Source organism: Phycicoccus sp. Soil802, assembly GCF_001429605.1.
GTDB lineage: Bacteria > Actinomycetota > Actinomycetes > Actinomycetales > Dermatophilaceae > Pedococcus.
The window spans coordinates 604,723-620,591 of the sequence record NZ_LMSS01000005.1 but is presented as its reverse complement, the minus strand read 5'-3'; the positions used below and the strand labels follow the sequence as shown (position 1 = coordinate 620,591).

Below are 15,869 nucleotides of genomic sequence, written 5' to 3'. Positions count from 1 at the left end.
CATCGGCGCCGAGGCCCACGCTCTGGCCGAGCCGTCAGGACGTCTCACCAGGGCGACGCATGGTGATCAGGAGCGATAACGCGCCCGACATCCCACCACTCCTTGGAGGAACAATGAAGTTCAGGAAGAGCGCGGCGCTCCTTGCGGCTGCTTTCACCGTTGCTGGGCTGACGGCCTGCGGGTCCGACAGTGATGCGCCGTCGGGGGACAGCGCTTCGTCGTCGACCGGCATCAAGGGCGCCGTCATCGGCTTTGCCCAGGTTGGATCCGAGAGTGGCTGGCGCAGCGCCAACACGGACAGCATCAAGGCGGCTGCCGCGAAGTACGGCGTCGACCTCAAGTTCACGTCCGCCGAGGGCGACCAGACCAAGCAGATCGCGTCCATCAAGACGTTCATCACCCAGGGCGTCGACGTGATTGCCTTCTCGCCAGTCGTGGAGACGGGGTATGACGCCGTGTTGCAGGAGGCCAAGGCCGCCGGCATCCCGGTGATCCTGACGGACCGCGCTGTGGACGCCGACCCGAGCCTGTACAAGACCTTCATCGGCTCGGACTTCATCAAGGAGGGCGAGAAGGCCGCTACCTGGGCCAAGACCGAGTTCGCCGACGACGCCGCAGTCAACATGGTCGTCCTCGAGGGCACCACCGGCTCCGCGCCCGCCAACGATCGGAAGACGGGCTGGGACAACGTGCTCGGCAAGGAGACCAAGTTCAAGACGCTGGCATCCCAGACGGGCGAGTTCACCCGTGACGGGGGCAAGAAGGTCATGGAGGGCTTCTTGGCCAAGTACCCGAACATCAACTTGGTGTACGCGCACAACGACGACATGGGCCTCGGCGCGATCGAGGCGATCGAGGCTGCTGGGAAGGTCCCCGGCAAGGACATCAAGATCGTGACGATCGACGCCGTCAAGGCGGGCATGGAAGCCCTCGCGGCGGGCAAGATCAACTACATCGTGGAATGCTCCCCCCTCCTCGGTGACCAGCTCTTCGACGCGGCCAGCTCCGTCCTGGCCGGCAAGGACATCCCGGCCCGGATCATCACCGAAGAGGGCGAGTTCAACCAGGCTCAGGCGAAAGCGGCACTGCCCGACCGCAAGTACTGATCAGTGTGGGTGCCCGGCGGCCAGGTGGTCGCCGGGCACACCCTGGACAGCGCAGCCCTCTCCGCGCACAGACTGGCCCGGGAGGAAGCCACCGAAGGAGAACCGACAATGGGGCCGGAAGCTCTCAGCACAGCGCCACCGCCTGCCGCGCAGCCAGACGTGGATCCGATCGTCGAGATGAGCGGCATCAGCATCAGCTTTCCGGGGATCAAGGCGTTGGACGAGGTCTCCTTCCGGCTCTTCCCCGGCGAGGTCCACTCCCTCATGGGCGAGAACGGGGCCGGGAAGTCGACCCTGATCAAGGCACTCACCGGGGTCTACAGCATTGACGGCGGATCCATCAGCCTGGACGGGCACGCGGTGGAGTTCACCTCGCCGGCACACGCCCAGAGGGCGGGTATCGCGACGGTCTACCAAGAGGTCAACCTGGTGACCAACCTGAGTGTCGCCGAGAACATCTTCCTCGGACGTGAGCCCCGACGCCTTGGTCTCATCGACTTCCGCAAGATGCGCACGGACGCCAAGCGGGTGCTGAGGACGCTGAACCTCGACATCGATCCGTCATCCCTGCTGTCGACCCACTCCATCGCCGTTCAGCAACTGGTCGCGATCGCCCGTGCAGTCGACGTCAGGGCCCGCGTCCTGGTGCTGGACGAGCCCACGTCGTCCTTGGACCAGCGCGAGGTCGAGGAGCTGTTCGGCGTCATCCGTCGCGTGCGTGGACAAGGCGTCGCAGTGCTGTTCGTCTCCCACTTCCTCGACCAGGTCTACGAGATCTCGGACCGCATCACCGTGCTTCGCAACGGCAGGCTCGTCGGGGAGCACCCGGCAGCGGAGCTTCCGCGCCTCGACCTCATCTCGGCGATGATCGGCAAGGACCTGGCCGCGCTGGAGGCCCTGGAAGAGGGCACCAAGCGGGAGGCCACCGAGCGCGTCGACGGCGGAGCCCTCGTCACCGCCACGCAGGTGGGCCGCAAGGGCACGATCGAGCCTTTCGACCTGGAGATCCACCGTGGCGAGGTCCTCGGTCTGGCCGGTCTCCTGGGCTCCGGGCGAACGGAGCTGGTCCGCCTGCTCGCAGGGGCGGATCGACACGACCAGGGCGAAGTGCGTTTCGACGGGAACGTCGTCAAGCTCAGGAGTCCACGTGAGGCGCTGGACCGGGGAATCGCCTTCGCCTCGGAGAACCGGAAGACGGAGGGACTGATCGGCGACCTGAGTGTCCGGGCGAACATCGTCCTGGCGCTGCAGGCCGCCCGCGGCTGGGTGCGCCAGATCCCGCGGAACCAGCAGGACGAGATCGCCGACCGCTACATCAAGGCCCTCGACATCCGGCCGCCCAACCCGAACCAGCTCGTCCGGAACCTCTCGGGCGGCAACCAGCAGAAGGTGCTGTTGGGTCGGTGGCTTCTCCTGGAGCCCAAGCTGCTCATCCTCGATGAGCCGACCCGAGGTATCGACATCGGGGCCAAGGCTCAGATCCAGAAGCTGGTGGCGACCTTGGCCGAAGAGGGGCTTGCCGTCATCTTCATTTCCGCTGAGCTGGAGGAGGTGGTGAGGCTGTCGCATCAGGTGGGGGTGCTCAGGGACAGGCGAAAGGTCGCGCAGCTGACCAATGACAACCTGGCCGTCGAGGACATCCTCGAGATCATCGCTGCTGAAGCGGAGAAGTCCCCATGAGCAAGCTCACTTCGCAGCGGTTGGTGTGGCCCGTCGCGGTGCTCGTGGCACTGCTGGTCGCCAACCTCATGGCCAACCACAGCTTCCTGTCCATCACGCTCCAGGACGGCAACCTGTTCGGGCCGTTGGTGGACATCCTGCGCCGCGCCGCGCCCATCGTCCTGGTCGCCCTGGGCATGTCCCTCGTCATAGCGACCCGTGGCATCGACCTGTCGGTCGGCGCGGTGGCCGCGATCAGCGGTTCGTGGGCGTCGATGCACATCGTGTCGTCCTCGGACCGGACCTCCGTCGGCGTGGTCCTCGTAGCCGTCGTGGTCGCGCTCGTCATGGCCGTCGTCGCGGGACTGTTCAACGGTCTCCTGGTGTCCGTCCTGGGAATCCAACCCATCGTCGCAACCCTGGTGCTCATGACGGCCGGGCGAGGTCTGGCACAGGTCATCACCAACGAGAAGATCCTGTACCCCGACAACACACCGGGCTACAAGCTCATCGGAGGCGGCTACCTGATCGGCGTCCCCTTCTCGATCCTGGTCGCGGGAGCGATCTTTGCCCTCACTGCGGCACTGACCCGGCAGACCGCCCTCGGCACCCTCATCGAAAGCGTTGGCGTCAACCCGGAGGCCAGCCGGCTGGCGGGCATCCGCGCGACCAGGATCATCTTGGTGGTCTACGTCTTCTCCGGATTCTGCGCCGGGCTGGCTGGTCTGATGCTGACATCCAACTCGACCTCGGCCGATCCGAACTCGATCGGCCTCTTCATCGAGCTCGACGCCATCCTCGCAGTCGTGATCGGCGGCACTTCTCTCACCGGTGGCCGGTTCTCCCTCTGGGGCACGCTCATCGGCGCCTTCATCATCGAGACGATGAACAGCTTCGTGGTCATCGCCATCTCACCTCGCAGTACCGACGTGTTCAAGGCCGGCGTCGTCGTCGTCGTGTGCCTCCTGCAGTCACCCAAGGCACGCAGGTGGTTCGGTGGTGTGGTTCGTCGGCCCACTGGCCGTCGCACACCTCCGCCGACCGTGTCCCCCACAGCACCTGACACGGCACCCCTGTCCGTGCCGGCCATCTCGGTGCCGGCTCTGGACGGGGACCACACCCAGGATCTCGAAACGAGGACCTCATGAGCACCACAGCCGATACGCATCCCGGCCGCAGGCCACTCAGCCGGGTTCTGGGCAGGCTAGGTGGCTACTCCCAGGTCGCGACGACCGTCGTGCTCCTCGCCATCATGCTGACCGTCGGCGCCACGCTGTACCAGAACTTCACCTCACCACAGGCGCTGGTGGACCTGCTGGGCAAGAACGCGTTCCTGATCCCCCTCGCGGTCGGCATGACCTTCGTCATCCTCAGCGGAGGGATCGACCTCTCGGTCGGGGCGGTGATGGCCCTCGGCTCCGTCATTGCTGCGACTCTCCTCCAGCAGGGCTGGTCGGCCCCCGCCGTCATCGTCGCCGTGCTCCTGACCGGGACCGTGCTCGGCACCCTCGTCGGCACGGTCATCAGCAAGTTCGAGATCCAGCCCTTCATCGCCACCCTCGCGGCGATGTTCCTTGCGCGAGGTCTGTGCCTGGTGATCACCGACCGGTCGATCACGATCAAGGACGCCCTGTTCCGCAAGGTCAACCTGGCCCACCTGAACCTCTTCGAAGCACAAGTCACCAACGTCCGAGGTCGCACCCGAACCGTCGACGTCTACACGACGCCTTCGGTGCTGATCGCCCTGGGTCTGGTCCTCGTGGCCTTCGCCGTGCTTCATTACACCCACTTCGGCAGGACCGTGTATGCCGTGGGCGGCAGTGAGCCCTCAGCGTCCCTGATGGGCCTCGCCGTGGACCGCACCAAGGTCATGGTCTACGCCATCAGTGGTTTCTGCGCAGGCCTGTCGGGACTGCTCTTCTCCTTCTACACCGCCTCCGGAGATCCGGTGGCCGGCATCGGATACGAGCTGAATGCCATCGCCGCCGTCGTGATCGGTGGCACGCTTCTCTCGGGTGGCGCAGGCTATGTCTTCGGTTCTGTGCTCGGCGTCCTCACGCTCGGGACCATCTACGCCTACAAGGAGTTCGACGGCAATCTCAATACTGGATGGACCCGCATCCTCATCGGCGGACTGGTGCTCTTCTTCATCGTCCTCCAGCGGGTCATCGCCTCCCGGCGATGGGCTCGATAGGTTGCGCACTGTCGCGGCGCGCGGCGCTGACGCCCACCGTGGGGCGAACCGGGGCGTGAACCCTGTCAGAATCGCGCTCATGACCGTCGTGGTGCAGCTGCTGGACCCTCGCCCCCATGCCTGAGCACAGCAAGGCGCCGGTGATGGCCGACGTCGCTCGCCTGGCGGGAGTGTCGCATCAGACCGTTTCCCGAGTGATCAATGGCTCGCCGAAGCTGCGCCCTGAGACCCGGGCACGGGTCCAAGCTGCGATTGAGAGCCTGGGATACCGCCCGAACACGGCCGCCCGAGCCCTGGGCCGAGGTCGAAGCGGGATGATCGGCATCATCGGGACTGCCGGAGCCGAGTTCGGGCCCGTGAGCATTCACCGCTCAGTCGAGGAAGCCGCCCGAGATGCAGGTTTTCTCGCCAGTTCGGTCAATCTCACCGAGATGTCTCGCGAGGCCCTTGATGGTGCGGTGGAACACCTCATGACGGTCGGCGTGGAAGGCATGGTGATGATCGCTGCCCACGACGCGGCTCTGGAGATCGTGCGGGCCCAGCGGTCCGGCCCGCCCTTCGTGGTCGTCGAGGGCCAGCTCGATCGCGGCAACACGGCCGTGGTGGGTGTCGATCAGGTTGCTGGTGCCCGAGCTGCCACCGAGCACCTGCTGCATCTCGGTCATCGGGAGATCGTCCACGTCAGTGGACCGTTGGACTGGACCGAGGCGCGCTCGAGACTGCAGGGATGGCGGTCGGCCATGCACGACGCCGGCGTCCGACCCGCTGAGCCCATCCTCGGGGACTGGAGCTCCCGGAGTGGATTCGCTGCCGGCCGGGCTGTCTGCGAAATGCCAGCTGTCACCGCCGTCTTCACGGCCAACGACCAGATGGCCATCGGCGTCTTGCGGGCCCTGCATGAAGCGGGCCGGTACGTGCCAGAGGACGTCAGCGTGATCGGGTTTGACGACATCCCGGAAGCCGAGTTCCTCATCCCGCCGCTGACAACGGTCCGCCAGGACTTTGCCGCGGTGGGCATGCGGGCCATCGAAGCCCTTGGCATGCTGATGAATGGCCAGAAACCGGCCGCGGATCTGCTGGAGCCGAGCCTTGTCGTGAGGGCCAGCACAGGGCCCCCCAGGTCCTAAGGCTCGTAGTCGGAAAGCCGCACGACAAGAGCCGATCGACCCCTCAGGACGGAGGCCAGGGTCCAACCGAGCCGCGGTCGATGAGCTCGGTCGGCAGCCGTCGATGCGCCACCGCGCCCCCTGCTCCCTCGATGCGTGACAGCAGCAGGCGGCACGCCGCCACCCCGATCTCGTAGGTCGGCTGGGCGATGACAGTCAACGCCGGGCTGACCAGGTCAGCCCACTCGGTGTCGTCGAAGCCCATGAGCGACACGTCCTCCGGGCAGCGAACCCCCGCGCGCGCTATGGCGTGGAACGCCCCCAGCGACTGCATGGCGTCGAAGGCGAGGATCGCCGTGGGCCGGTCGGCCAGGGCAAGCAGTCTGGCCGTCTCAGTCTCGCCGTCCTCGCGTCGGTAGCCCCCGGAGGAGATCAGCTCCGGTCGGATCGGGACACCGGCCGCCGCCATCGCATCGCGGAACCCGGCCGCGCGGGCGCCGACAGTCGTCGCCGAGGCCCGTTCGACGCCCTTCATGTCGGGGCGCAGCATGCGTTCCAGCATCGTGTGCGTCCCACCGGTGAGGATCGCGATGTCCCGGTGGCCGTGGGCCAGCAGGTGCTCGGTGGCAGCTCGCGCGGCCTTGCGGTTGTCGATACCGACCGTGTCGGCCTGCAGGCCGGCCACGCTCCGGTCCAGCAGGACCACGGGGATGCCGGCTGCAATGACCGCGCGGAGGTGGGACCTGTCGCCACCGTCTGCGGGGCACACGACCAGGCCGTCCACGCGTCGCTCGGTCATCACCCGGACCGCGGTCTCCTCCTTGTCGAGCTCCTCGTCGGTGTTGGCCAGCAGCACCTCGAACCCCTGTGCCCGCGCCGTGTCGGCGATGCCGCGCAGTGACCGACGGAAGAAGGGGTTCTCGATGTCCGACATCACGACGCCGAGGGTGCGGGTCGACCCGGTGATCATGCTCCGCGCGAGGCTGTTCGCCCGATAACCCAGCTGTTCGGCTGCCGCCAGCACGCGTTCCCGGGTGCTCTCGCGCACCGAGCCGTAGCCGCCGAGCGCCCTGGCAGCGGTGGCTGTGGAGACTCCCGCTTCACGCGCGACGTCCGGCACCGTGGCGATGCCGCGCGGTTCAACGCTCTTGCTCACGGTGCTCCTTCGAATGCGTGTCGTACCAACGGTTTTGGCGGTCTGCCACGTCGTCCGGTATGCCGGTCGGTCGCCGCGAGCGCGCGGGTCCCGGGTGACCTGTCGGCGGCTCACGCCCGCCGACTTCCTGGCCTGACCTTAGCCGGTGTCGGACTGGCTTGCCGCACCGGATCTGACCAATTTCCGGGAACCCCCTTGACAGGAGGCGGCCAGATTGAGAACGTTCTCACTCATCAGGTTGAGAACGTTATCAAAGCGAGCCACTCGCGGATTGGAACCAGGAGCACCGATGACCGAAACCCTTCCCCTCAAGCCGATCGACGCCGACATCGTCGACAAGCTGACGGCCACCGTCGCTGAGCGCGATGCGATCGCGACCGTGGTGCGCGACGTCGTGGACCGTGGTCTGCGCAACGTGTACTTCGTCGGCGCGGGTGGCTCGATCATCTGCAGCTACCCGGCCCACTACCTGCTCCAGCAGAAGGCGTCGTTCCCGGCCTTCCAGCTCCAGAGCGACGAGCTCAACACCTCGGTTCCGGCGGTCATGGGGCCCGGCTCCCTCGTCGTGCTGGCCTCGTACACCGGCACGACGAAGGAGACGGTCGCCGCGGCCAAGACCGCCAAGGCCACCGGCGCGACGGTCATCGCCGCCGCCAAGCCCGGCAGCCCGCTCGCCGAGGCGGCCGACGTGGCGTTCACCGGCAAGAGCGACCTGTTCGAGCTGGTCGTCGCGTTCGAGCTGCTCGCTGCCACCGGCGCCGAGCTGGACACCGAAGCGGTCGACCAGGCCTTGGCGGCTCTGCCCGCGGCCGTCCGGCACGCGGTCGAGCAGGCCGAGGCGCAGCTCGCCGACATCGCCGAGGCGTTCAAGGACGAGCCGATCACCTACGTCCTTGGGTCCGGCCCGAGCTACGGCTGGGCCTACGGCCTGGCGATGTGCTTCCTGCAGGAGATGCAGTGGAAGCACGCGGCAGCGTTCAACTCCGGCGAGTTCTTCCAGGGTGCCTTCGAGATGGTCGACGACGACACGGCGGTCCTGCTGTGGGTCGGCGACGACGCCTCCCGCCCCATGGGGGAGCGGGCCAAGACCTTCCTCGACCAGTACTGCAAGAAGGCGCAGTACGTCGACGTGAGGGACCTCGAGCTGCCCGGGATCCCCGAGTCCGTCCGCGGCGAGGTGTCGCCGATCGTCGTGGGTGCGCTGGCCAACCGGCTCGCCCAGCACTACGAGTCGGTCCGCGGCCACGACCTCGAGACCCGTCGGTACATGTTCAAGGTCGAGTACTGAGCATGAGCCCTGACCTGCTCAACTTCGACCCGGCGCGCTACCTGCGCATCCAGTCGGGTGCCGTCGGCCTGGCCGAGCAGCTCGACGCCGTGGTGGATGACGCCCTCGGCTCCGGCGTGACCAACGTGGTCTTCGCCGGGGCCGGCGGCGCGGGCATCCTCATGCAGCCCGCGGCCGCCCTCCTGCGCGACCGGTCGACCTTCCGCGCCGACGTCGTGCTGCCGGCCGAGCTCGTCGTGACGGGCTCCGCCACGGTGGGCCGGGACACCCTGGTGGTCATCCCGTCGCTGTCCGGAACCACCGCCGAGAGCCTCGCGGCGCTCGAGTTCGTCAAGGCGGCCGGCGCGCGGGTGCTCGTCCTCACCGGCCACCCCGACACCCCGCTGGGGACCAAGGCCGACGTCAGCCTGGTGAACTTCGCCGAGGACGACACGTCCTGCGAGTCGTTCTACCTCCAGTCGCTGCTGCTCGCGCTGTCGATCATGGCGCGCACCGACGGGCTGGAGGACCACGCCGCGGCCGTCGCCGAGCTGGAGCAGCTACCGCAGCTCCTCCTCGACGCCAAGGCTGCCTTCGAGCCGCGAGCGCACGAGCTGGCCGAGGCGATCGCGGCCGAACCGTGGCACATCGTCACCGGGTCGGGCAGCACGTGGCCCGAGGCCTTCTACTACGGCATGTGCATCCTCGAGGAGATGCAGTGGATCCGGACCCGTCCGGTCCACGCCTCCGACTTCTTCCACGGCACCCTCGAGCTGGTCGAGCCCGACGTGAGCGTCCTCCTCCTCAAGGGCGAGGACGCCACCCGGCCGCTCGCCGACCGCGTGGAGCGCTTCGTGTCGGGACTCACCGAGAAGCTGCTCGTCCTGGACACGGCTGATGTGGAGCTGCCCGGGATCTCGCCGACCACGCGGGCCCTCGTGTCGCCGGTCATCCTGGCGGCACTGCTGGAACGGGTCAGCGCCCACCTCGAGGTGCTGCGTGACCACCCGCTGACGACCCGCCGCTACTACCGCCGCATGGCGTACTGAAGGACGGCACCATGAACGTCACCCTGCTCACCCTCGGCGACAACGTCGTCGACCGGTACCTCGAACGGGAGGTGCTCTACCCCGGCGGGAACGCGGTCAACGTGGCCGTGCACGGACGTCGATGTGGCGCCGGCGCGGCATACATCGGGGCGGTCGGTACCGACCTCGCTGGGCGCACCGTCCTCGACGCGCTCGTGGCCGAGGGGGTGGACACCTCGATGCTGAGGATCGTCGAGGGGCCGAACGCCTCGGCGGACGTCCGGGTCGTCGACGGGAACCGTGTCTTCGACCACGGGGACCCCGGGGTGTCGAGGTTCGTGCTGACGCCGGCGGACTTCGCAGCCGTCGCAGCGGCGACCATCGTGCACACCGGTGAGTGCTCCATGGTCGAGGACCAGCTGGCCGACATCTCCGCGGCCGCCCCGCGGCTCTCCTTCGACTTCTCCGAGCGTCCGCACGACTACATCGCCGAGCACGCGCGGTTGGTCGACATCGCCATCCGCTCGCTGCCCTTCGCGAGCGTCGACGAAGCGGTCTACGAGGCCCGGCGCATCCAGGACCTCGGCCCGAGCCTTGTCGCGGTGACGATGGGCTCCGGTGGCGCGGTGGCGCTCCAGGGCGAGCAGGTCGTGTTCGCCCAAGCGCCTGCGACTCCCGTCGTAGACACCCTCGGAGCCGGGGACGCCTTCATCGGCCGGCTCCTCACCGGCCTCATCGCCAACACGCCGCTCACGACGCTCCTCGGCGCCGCGACGGCATACGCCTCAAGCACCTGCGCCACCTTCGGCGCCTTCGGGTACGAGACCTCACTCGAGGGACTCACTGCACCGCTCAACCCCATCCACAAAGGAGTGGACCTCTCATGAAGCACACCACGCGCAGCGCATCCTTCGCCGTGCTCGCCACCGTGACCGCGGTGGCCCTGGCCGCCTGCGGCGCGCCCGGGACGGCCAACCCTGGTGCGGGAGGAGCCAGCAACCAGAGCCTCACCGCACCAGCAGAGAAGTCCGGCACCATCACCATGGTCACCAAGTTCGCCGACCCCAAGTACGCGCCGTACTTCGAGAGCGTGACCAAGGCCTACGAACAGGCCAACCCCAAGGTCACCATCAAGCTCGAGCAGGTCGGCGACCAGCCCTACAAGGACAAGATCCGGGTGCTCTCGGCGTCCAAGCAGCTGCCCGACATCTACTTCTCGTGGGCCGGTGACTTCGCCAACAAGTTCGTCCGTGCCGGTCTGGCCGCCGACCTGACCTCGGTCATCGGGCCCGACACCGAGTGGGGCAAGACCTTCTCGCCGGCCGCCCTCAAGGCGTTCGAGACCAAGGGCAAGAACTTCGGCGTGCCGATCGACCTCGACGCGAAGTACCTGGCCTACAACAAGGCAGCCTTCACCAAGGCCGGGATCAGCGGCGCTCCCGCCTCGCTCGAGGAGCTCATCGGGGACTGCGACAAGCTGAGGACGGCGGGCTACACGCCCATCGCCTTCGGCAACCAGTACGGCTGGCCGGCGATCCACTACATCACCCAGCTCAACGCGTACAACGTCGCACCTGACACCCTCGCCAAGGACTACGACCCGGCCACGGGTGCGTTCACGGATCCCGGTTACGCCAAGGCGGTCGACCAGTTCAAGGACATCGTCACGCACTGCTCCAGCAAGGACGCCAACGGCGTCTCGCACGAGGCCGGGCAGGCGAACTTCCTCAACGGCAAGGCCGCCATGCACTACCTGGAGTCGGTCGAGTTCCAGGCGCTGACCGCCAAGGGCGGTGCGCCGAAGGAGCTGGCCGACAACTGGGACTTCATGCGGCTCCCCGCACCCCAGGGTGCAGCCGGCGACGCCGGAGCCCTGACGGGCGCGCCGGACGGGTTCATGGTCAACGCCCAGAGCAAGAACGCGGCGCTCGCCGTCGACGTCCTCAAGTTCATGACCACCCAGCAGAATGCCGCGAAGCTCACGGCTGACATCGGCTGGCTGAGTCCCGTCCAGGGCTCGGCGACCTCGGCGAACTCGTTCCCCCAGCTCCAGTCGGCACTCGCCGACATCAGTAAGGCCAACCAGTTCGCGATCTGGCTCGACACGGTGACCAACGCGGAGGTGGCCAACGCCTACCTCTCCGGGATCGAAGGCGTCATCTCCGGCTCGAAGTCGAGCAAGGACGTCATGACCGGCGTCCAGGAGGCCGCTGCCAAGGCCAAGAAGCAGGCTGGCTGACCGCACGACCCAGGTGGGGCGGGCGGATCATGGGACCTGCCCGCCCCACTGACCGAGGACCACCCGGTCCGACCTCGACACGGTCGGTCAGCGTCGACCGACCAACGCCCACCCGAGGAGGGCATGACATGAGCACCACGTTGATGCGATGGCGGTCGCTGGCCTGGGTCCTGCCCGCGCTGGTCCTGCTGCTCGTCTTCGTCTACTACCCCATCGTCGACAACTTGCGGCTGAGCCTGTTCTCCTGGAACGCGTTCTCGGTGGCGCCGACCTTCGTCGGGCTCGACAACTACCGCACGGCGTTCCACGACCCGATCTTCTGGACGGCACTGCGGAACAACACGGTGTTCGCGATCGTGTCACTCGTCTTCCAGGTCGGGTTCTCGCTCGTCCTGGCGGCCCTGCTCGAGGAGTTCGTGCACGAACGGCTGCGCGGCATCCTCCGCACGATCTACTTCATCCCCGCTGTCATCTCGATCACCGTCGCGGGCATTCTCTTCTCGTTCCTCTACAACCCCGAGATCGGGCTCGTGAACCGCCTGCTCGGCGCAGTGGGGCTCGAGAGCTGGCAGCACTCGTGGCTCGGGGAGCCGAGCACCGCCATGGGCAGCATCATCGCGATGAGCCAGTGGCAGTCCATCGGCTACACCGCGATCTTGTTCGTCGTCGGGATCCAGCGGATCCCCAAGGAGTTCCACGAGGCTGCGAAGGTCGATGGCGCCGGTCCGATCCGGAGGTTCTTCTCGGTGACCGTGCCCATGGTCCGCGAGATGACGACGCTCATCATCATCCTCACCGTCTCCGGAGCCTTCCTCGTGTTCAACGAGGTGATGGTCATGACCGCAGGTGGGCCCTCCAACTCCAGCCAGGTGCTCGGCACCTGGCTCTACCGCAACGCCTTCCTCAACGACGACATGGGATACGCGTCCGCCATCGCCACGGTCATCTTCGTGATCACGCTCGCGATCGGCGCCGTCCAGATCGTCGTCAGCCGCCGACGGAGGATCCAATGGTGATGTCCGCCCCCAGCCCGACCCCGACCCCGGCCCCGACCCCGACCCGCCGGAAGCTGGCGAGTCCGACCGCGGCCACGTCGGCGAAGACCCCGGCAGTCGGGAGGTCGACGCGGGCAGCGCGGCTCGGGGCCCGCGCGACGCGCCTGGCCGTGTGGCTCGGGCTCGCACTCCTCGTCGTCGCGGTCCTCTATCCCTTGCTGTGGATGGTCTTCAGCAGCTTCAAGAGCAACCAAGAGGTCTTCGCGAGCCCATGGGGCCTGCCGGGCGAGCTGCGCTGGGGCAACTTCGGCAGGGCCGGCAGCGCGGGGGTCGTGCGCTACTTCGTCAACAGCGTCCTGGTGACGTCCGCCTCGATCCTCACCACGGTCCTCTTCAGCGCCTGGGCCGCCTATGGGCTCGTGCGTCTGCGCGTCCCCTTCGGGGGGACGATCCTCGGCCTCCTGCTCGGCGGGCTGATGCTCGCCCCGACCGTGGCGCTCATCCCCCTCTTCGGCCTGCTGCAGCGGCTGCACATCTACGACAGCTACTGGGCCCTCATCGTGCTCTACACCGCCTTCCGCATTCCCTTCACGACCTTCCTCATCCGGGCCTACATGATCGACATCCCCTCCGAGGTCGACGAGGCAGCCACGTTGGACGGTTGCTCGCCCACCCAGGCGTTCTGGCAGGTCATCCTGCCGATGTGTCGACCGATCCTCGTTTCCGCGGCCCTGTTGCAGGCGCTCTTCGCATGGAACGAGTTCGTGTTCGCCCTGGTCTTCATCAGCACCGGAGACCTCAAGACGCTGCCGGTGGGGCTGATGGACATGCAGAGCCGGCTGCTCACCGACTGGCCGGTGCAGTTCGCCGGGCTGACCATGGCCGCGCTGCCCATGATCGTGCTGTTCCTCATCGGCCAGCGGCAGTTCCTGCGCGGGCTGACCGACGGCATCGGCAAGTAGCGCTCCGTACCCCCTCCGAGACTGAACGGGCCGCGTGGCTGTGGACCTGGTCATCGTCGACTGTGCCGGCGTCCTGGTCGACTCCGAGCCGATCGGGGCGCGGCTCGGTGCCACGGTCCTGACCAGCCTGGGGTGGGAGCTCAGCGCCGACCGGGTGATGGAGCGGTTCCTCGCCGCCCGAACCATGGGAGTGGGGCCAGGCGGGTGCGTGGTGGTCGAGGACAGCCCGCCCGGCGTCGCAGCGGCCCGGGCAGCCGGGACGAGCTCAGGGAGTCAGGGGCGTCGTCACCTGTGCCAGCCGCGAACCTTGATGGGCGGGGACGTACAGCGAGAAGCGACACCCGTCCGTCGTGTTGACGACAGACACGGTTCCGCCGTGCGCCTTCGCGACACCGGCCACGATGGCGAGGCCGAGGCCGGCGCCCCCGCCGTCCCCGGGGGTCCGTGCGTCGCTCCCTCGGAACCCGGTCTCGAAGATGCGCGCGGCCAGGCCTTCGGGGATGCCGCCGCACTGGTCCCGGACCGTGACCAGGACGCCTTCGTCCCCGTGGGCCGTGACGGTCGTCTCCACCTCGCCGCCGGACGGCGTGTGCCGGATCCCGTTGACGAGGAGGTTCGCCACCGCACGCTGGATCTCGGTCGCGGCTACGGTGGCCCGCACGCCCGGGGTGGCCGAGCCGGTGAGCCGGACGTCGCGGGCGCTGGCGACCGGAAGCAGACCGGCCACCGCGTCCGAGACGAGGTCGCCCACGTCGACGTCGCTCATCGTCAGGCCCGGGTCGTCGGCCTGGAGCCGGGACAGCGCGAGGAGGGCGTTGACCAGGTCGTCCATGCGCATCACCGAGTCGCGGACCATCCGCATGGCGGCGGGGAGATCCGCGGCCACGCCGTCCTCGACGGCCTCGCTGATGGCGCGGATCCCGGCCAGCGGGGTCCGCAGGTCGTGCGAGACCCAGGCGACCAGCTCGCGCCGGTCGGACTCCGCGCGTGCCTCGTGCTCCCTCTGCATTCTCTCGGCGGTGACGGCCCGGTCGGCGGCGATGACCCGCCGGGCGACCAAGCCGCCCAGTCCGGCAGCGACCGGGACGGCGGCGAGCAGCACGAGCAGGATGGTGGTGGAGTCCTCGGGGCGCAGGAACATGGCACGTGAGCTCGCATAGACCCCCGCCGCGACGGCGATGACGACGACGACCGGTGCGGCGACCGCGGCCGTGCCCAGTGACCGACGGGTGAGGGCCACGACCAGGGCGACGCCCACCAGCCCGACCGCGAGCGCGACGGCCGCGGACAGCCCCACCGCCGAGAGCTGGGCGGGGCTCACGGGGCGTCCGGGGGTGTGGGGTCCCACCGGTAGCCGACACCGAAGACCGTGACGAGGCGCCGCGGAGTGGACGGCTCGTCCTCGACCTTCTCGCGCACCCTGCGGACGTGGACGGTGACGGTCGACTGGTCGCCGAACTCCCACCCCCAGACGTCACGGATGAGCTCGTCGCGCCGGTACACCGTGCCCGGGTGTCGCAGGAACCAGTCGAGGAGCGCGAACTCGCGCGTCGTCAGCGCGAGCGGCGAGCCGGCCCGCGTGACCACGTGCGCGAGCCGGTCGAGGACGAGGTCGCCGTCGGTGATCCGTGGCGGGAGCGAGGCGGTCCTGTCGTCGGGCCGCTCGGCGGACTGGCCCGAGGCCCTGCGGACGACGGCCTGCACGCGGAGCACCAGCTCGCGCGGACTGAACGGCTTCGTCACGTAGTCGTCCGCACCGAGCTCGAGGCCCTCGATCCTGTCCGTCTCCCCGCCCAGCGCCGTGAGCATCACGACGGGCACCTGTGGCTGGTCGCGGCGCAGCCGCCGGCAGACCTCGAGCCCGTCCATCCCGGGGAGCATGAGGTCGAGCACGACGACGTCCGGCGCCATCCGAGCGGCGAGGTCCAGTGCGGTCACCCCGTCGGCGGCGCGGTGCACGTCGAACCCGGCACGTGCCAGGTACGCGCCGACGACATCGCCCACGGTCGGGTCGTCGTCGACGACGAGGGCGCTGGCCATGGTTCGAGGATAGGTGCAGTCCGACCTTCGGGCGTCCTGTTTGAGGGCTGGTCAGGACCTCGTAAGGAGGGCGTAACGGCGACGTCATGGCCAGCCCGTGCGATGCCCGCTTGACTC

Annotated in this window: 14 protein-coding genes; 11 read left to right on the top strand and 3 right to left on the bottom strand. The window is 68.2% G+C overall.

The features are described 5' to 3' along the window. Window positions 1–113 precede the first annotated feature (113 nt). The 5 genes from ASG91_RS13935 to ASG91_RS13915 all read left to right on the top strand — a co-directional run bounded on the left by ASG91_RS13935 (window position 114) and on the right by ASG91_RS13915 (window position 6,086). Window positions 114–1,106, top strand: a complete 993-nt coding sequence (locus ASG91_RS13935) for an ABC transporter substrate-binding protein (protein ID WP_056923189.1) — start codon at window positions 114–116, stop codon at window positions 1,104–1,106. Between the two features lie 108 nt (window positions 1,107–1,214). Continuing rightward, complete coding sequence (locus ASG91_RS13930; RefSeq protein WP_056923188.1) at window positions 1,215–2,786, top strand: sugar ABC transporter ATP-binding protein; 1,572 nt, start codon at window positions 1,215–1,217, stop codon at window positions 2,784–2,786. Beyond that, window positions 2,783–3,913, top strand: coding sequence for an ABC transporter permease (locus ASG91_RS13925; protein WP_056923187.1), 1,131 nt, complete (start codon window positions 2,783–2,785; stop codon window positions 3,911–3,913). Before ASG91_RS13930 ends, ASG91_RS13925 begins: the two co-directional genes overlap by 4 nt. Then, window positions 3,910–4,959, top strand: a complete 1,050-nt coding sequence (locus ASG91_RS13920) for a hypothetical protein (protein WP_056923186.1) — start codon at window positions 3,910–3,912, stop codon at window positions 4,957–4,959. The genes ASG91_RS13925 and ASG91_RS13920 overlap by 4 nt, the downstream gene beginning before the upstream one ends. 116 nt (window positions 4,960–5,075) lie before the next feature. Continuing rightward, complete coding sequence (locus tag ASG91_RS13915) at window positions 5,076–6,086, top strand: LacI family DNA-binding transcriptional regulator (RefSeq protein WP_056923185.1); 1,011 nt, start codon at window positions 5,076–5,078, stop codon at window positions 6,084–6,086. Window positions 6,087–6,129: 43 nt separating this feature from the next. Here the strand turns inward: ASG91_RS13915 and ASG91_RS13910 are convergent, their stop codons facing one another. Beyond that, a complete protein-coding gene (locus ASG91_RS13910; protein WP_056923184.1) occupies window positions 6,130–7,221 on the bottom strand; it encodes a LacI family DNA-binding transcriptional regulator in 1,092 nt (363 codons plus the stop codon). A 289-nt stretch (window positions 7,222–7,510) separates the two neighbouring features. On the opposite strand from ASG91_RS13910, the gene ASG91_RS13905 reads away from it, so the two are divergent. The 6 genes from ASG91_RS13905 to ASG91_RS13880 all read left to right on the top strand — a co-directional run bounded on the left by ASG91_RS13905 (window position 7,511) and on the right by ASG91_RS13880 (window position 13,712). Further along, entirely contained in the window at window positions 7,511–8,509 is a 999-nt protein-coding gene (locus ASG91_RS13905; RefSeq protein ID WP_056923183.1) for an SIS domain-containing protein, read from the top strand. Between the two features lie 2 nt (window positions 8,510–8,511). Next, window positions 8,512–9,537, top strand: coding sequence for an SIS domain-containing protein (locus ASG91_RS13900; protein WP_235545618.1), 1,026 nt, complete (start codon window positions 8,512–8,514; stop codon window positions 9,535–9,537). A gap of 11 nt (window positions 9,538–9,548) precedes the next feature. Continuing rightward, a complete protein-coding gene (locus ASG91_RS13895) occupies window positions 9,549–10,403 on the top strand; it encodes a PfkB family carbohydrate kinase (RefSeq protein ID WP_056923182.1) in 855 nt (284 codons plus the stop codon). After that, window positions 10,400–11,755, top strand: a complete 1,356-nt coding sequence (locus ASG91_RS13890; RefSeq protein WP_056923181.1) for an ABC transporter substrate-binding protein — start codon at window positions 10,400–10,402, stop codon at window positions 11,753–11,755. Before ASG91_RS13895 ends, ASG91_RS13890 begins: the two co-directional genes overlap by 4 nt. Before the next feature lie 128 nt (window positions 11,756–11,883). Continuing rightward, the gene (locus ASG91_RS13885; RefSeq protein WP_056923180.1) at window positions 11,884–12,771 is read left to right on the top strand and encodes a carbohydrate ABC transporter permease; all 888 of its coding nucleotides are present in this window, start codon (window positions 11,884–11,886) and stop codon (window positions 12,769–12,771) included. Continuing rightward, the gene (locus ASG91_RS13880; protein ID WP_200961308.1) at window positions 12,771–13,712 is read left to right on the top strand and encodes a carbohydrate ABC transporter permease; all 942 of its coding nucleotides are present in this window, start codon (window positions 12,771–12,773) and stop codon (window positions 13,710–13,712) included. The genes ASG91_RS13885 and ASG91_RS13880 overlap by 1 nt, the downstream gene beginning before the upstream one ends. A 265-nt stretch (window positions 13,713–13,977) precedes the next feature. Here ASG91_RS13880 and ASG91_RS13875 read toward each other — a convergent pair whose 3' ends face one another. Together ASG91_RS13875 and ASG91_RS13870 are read right to left on the bottom strand one after the other, a co-directional pair. Further along, window positions 13,978–15,033 (bottom strand): sensor histidine kinase KdpD, encoded by a 1,056-nt coding sequence (locus tag ASG91_RS13875; RefSeq protein WP_056923179.1) that lies wholly within the window; start codon window positions 15,031–15,033, stop codon window positions 13,978–13,980. Beyond that, window positions 15,030–15,752, bottom strand: a complete 723-nt coding sequence (locus ASG91_RS13870) for a response regulator transcription factor (protein ID WP_056923178.1) — start codon at window positions 15,750–15,752, stop codon at window positions 15,030–15,032. The genes ASG91_RS13875 and ASG91_RS13870 overlap by 4 nt, the downstream gene beginning before the upstream one ends. Window positions 15,753–15,869: the final 117 nt, after the last annotated feature.

Bases quoted from the DNA above. Each gene is read 5' to 3' on its own strand.
- ASG91_RS13900 (WP_235545618.1), top strand. From the start codon at position 8,512: ATGAGCCCTGACCTGCTCAACTTCGACCCGGCGCGCTACCTGCGCATC.
- ASG91_RS13890 (WP_056923181.1), top strand. From the start codon at position 10,400: ATGAAGCACACCACGCGCAGCGCATCCTTCGCCGTGCTCGCCACCGTG.
- ASG91_RS13920 (WP_056923186.1), top strand. From the start codon at position 3,910: ATGAGCACCACAGCCGATACGCATCCCGGCCGCAGGCCACTCAGCCGG.
- ASG91_RS13880 (WP_200961308.1), top strand. From the start codon at position 12,771: ATGTCCGCCCCCAGCCCGACCCCGACCCCGGCCCCGACCCCGACCCGC.
- ASG91_RS13870 (WP_056923178.1), bottom strand. From the start codon at position 15,752: ATGGCCAGCGCCCTCGTCGTCGACGACGACCCGACCGTGGGCGATGTC.
- ASG91_RS13930 (WP_056923188.1), top strand. From the start codon at position 1,215: ATGGGGCCGGAAGCTCTCAGCACAGCGCCACCGCCTGCCGCGCAGCCA.
- ASG91_RS13935 (WP_056923189.1), top strand. From the start codon at position 114: ATGAAGTTCAGGAAGAGCGCGGCGCTCCTTGCGGCTGCTTTCACCGTT.
- ASG91_RS13885 (WP_056923180.1), top strand. From the start codon at position 11,884: ATGAGCACCACGTTGATGCGATGGCGGTCGCTGGCCTGGGTCCTGCCC.
- ASG91_RS13905 (WP_056923183.1), top strand. From the start codon at position 7,511: ATGACCGAAACCCTTCCCCTCAAGCCGATCGACGCCGACATCGTCGAC.
- ASG91_RS13895 (WP_056923182.1), top strand. From the start codon at position 9,549: ATGAACGTCACCCTGCTCACCCTCGGCGACAACGTCGTCGACCGGTAC.
- ASG91_RS13915 (WP_056923185.1), top strand. From the start codon at position 5,076: ATGCCTGAGCACAGCAAGGCGCCGGTGATGGCCGACGTCGCTCGCCTG.
- ASG91_RS13925 (WP_056923187.1), top strand. From the start codon at position 2,783: ATGAGCAAGCTCACTTCGCAGCGGTTGGTGTGGCCCGTCGCGGTGCTC.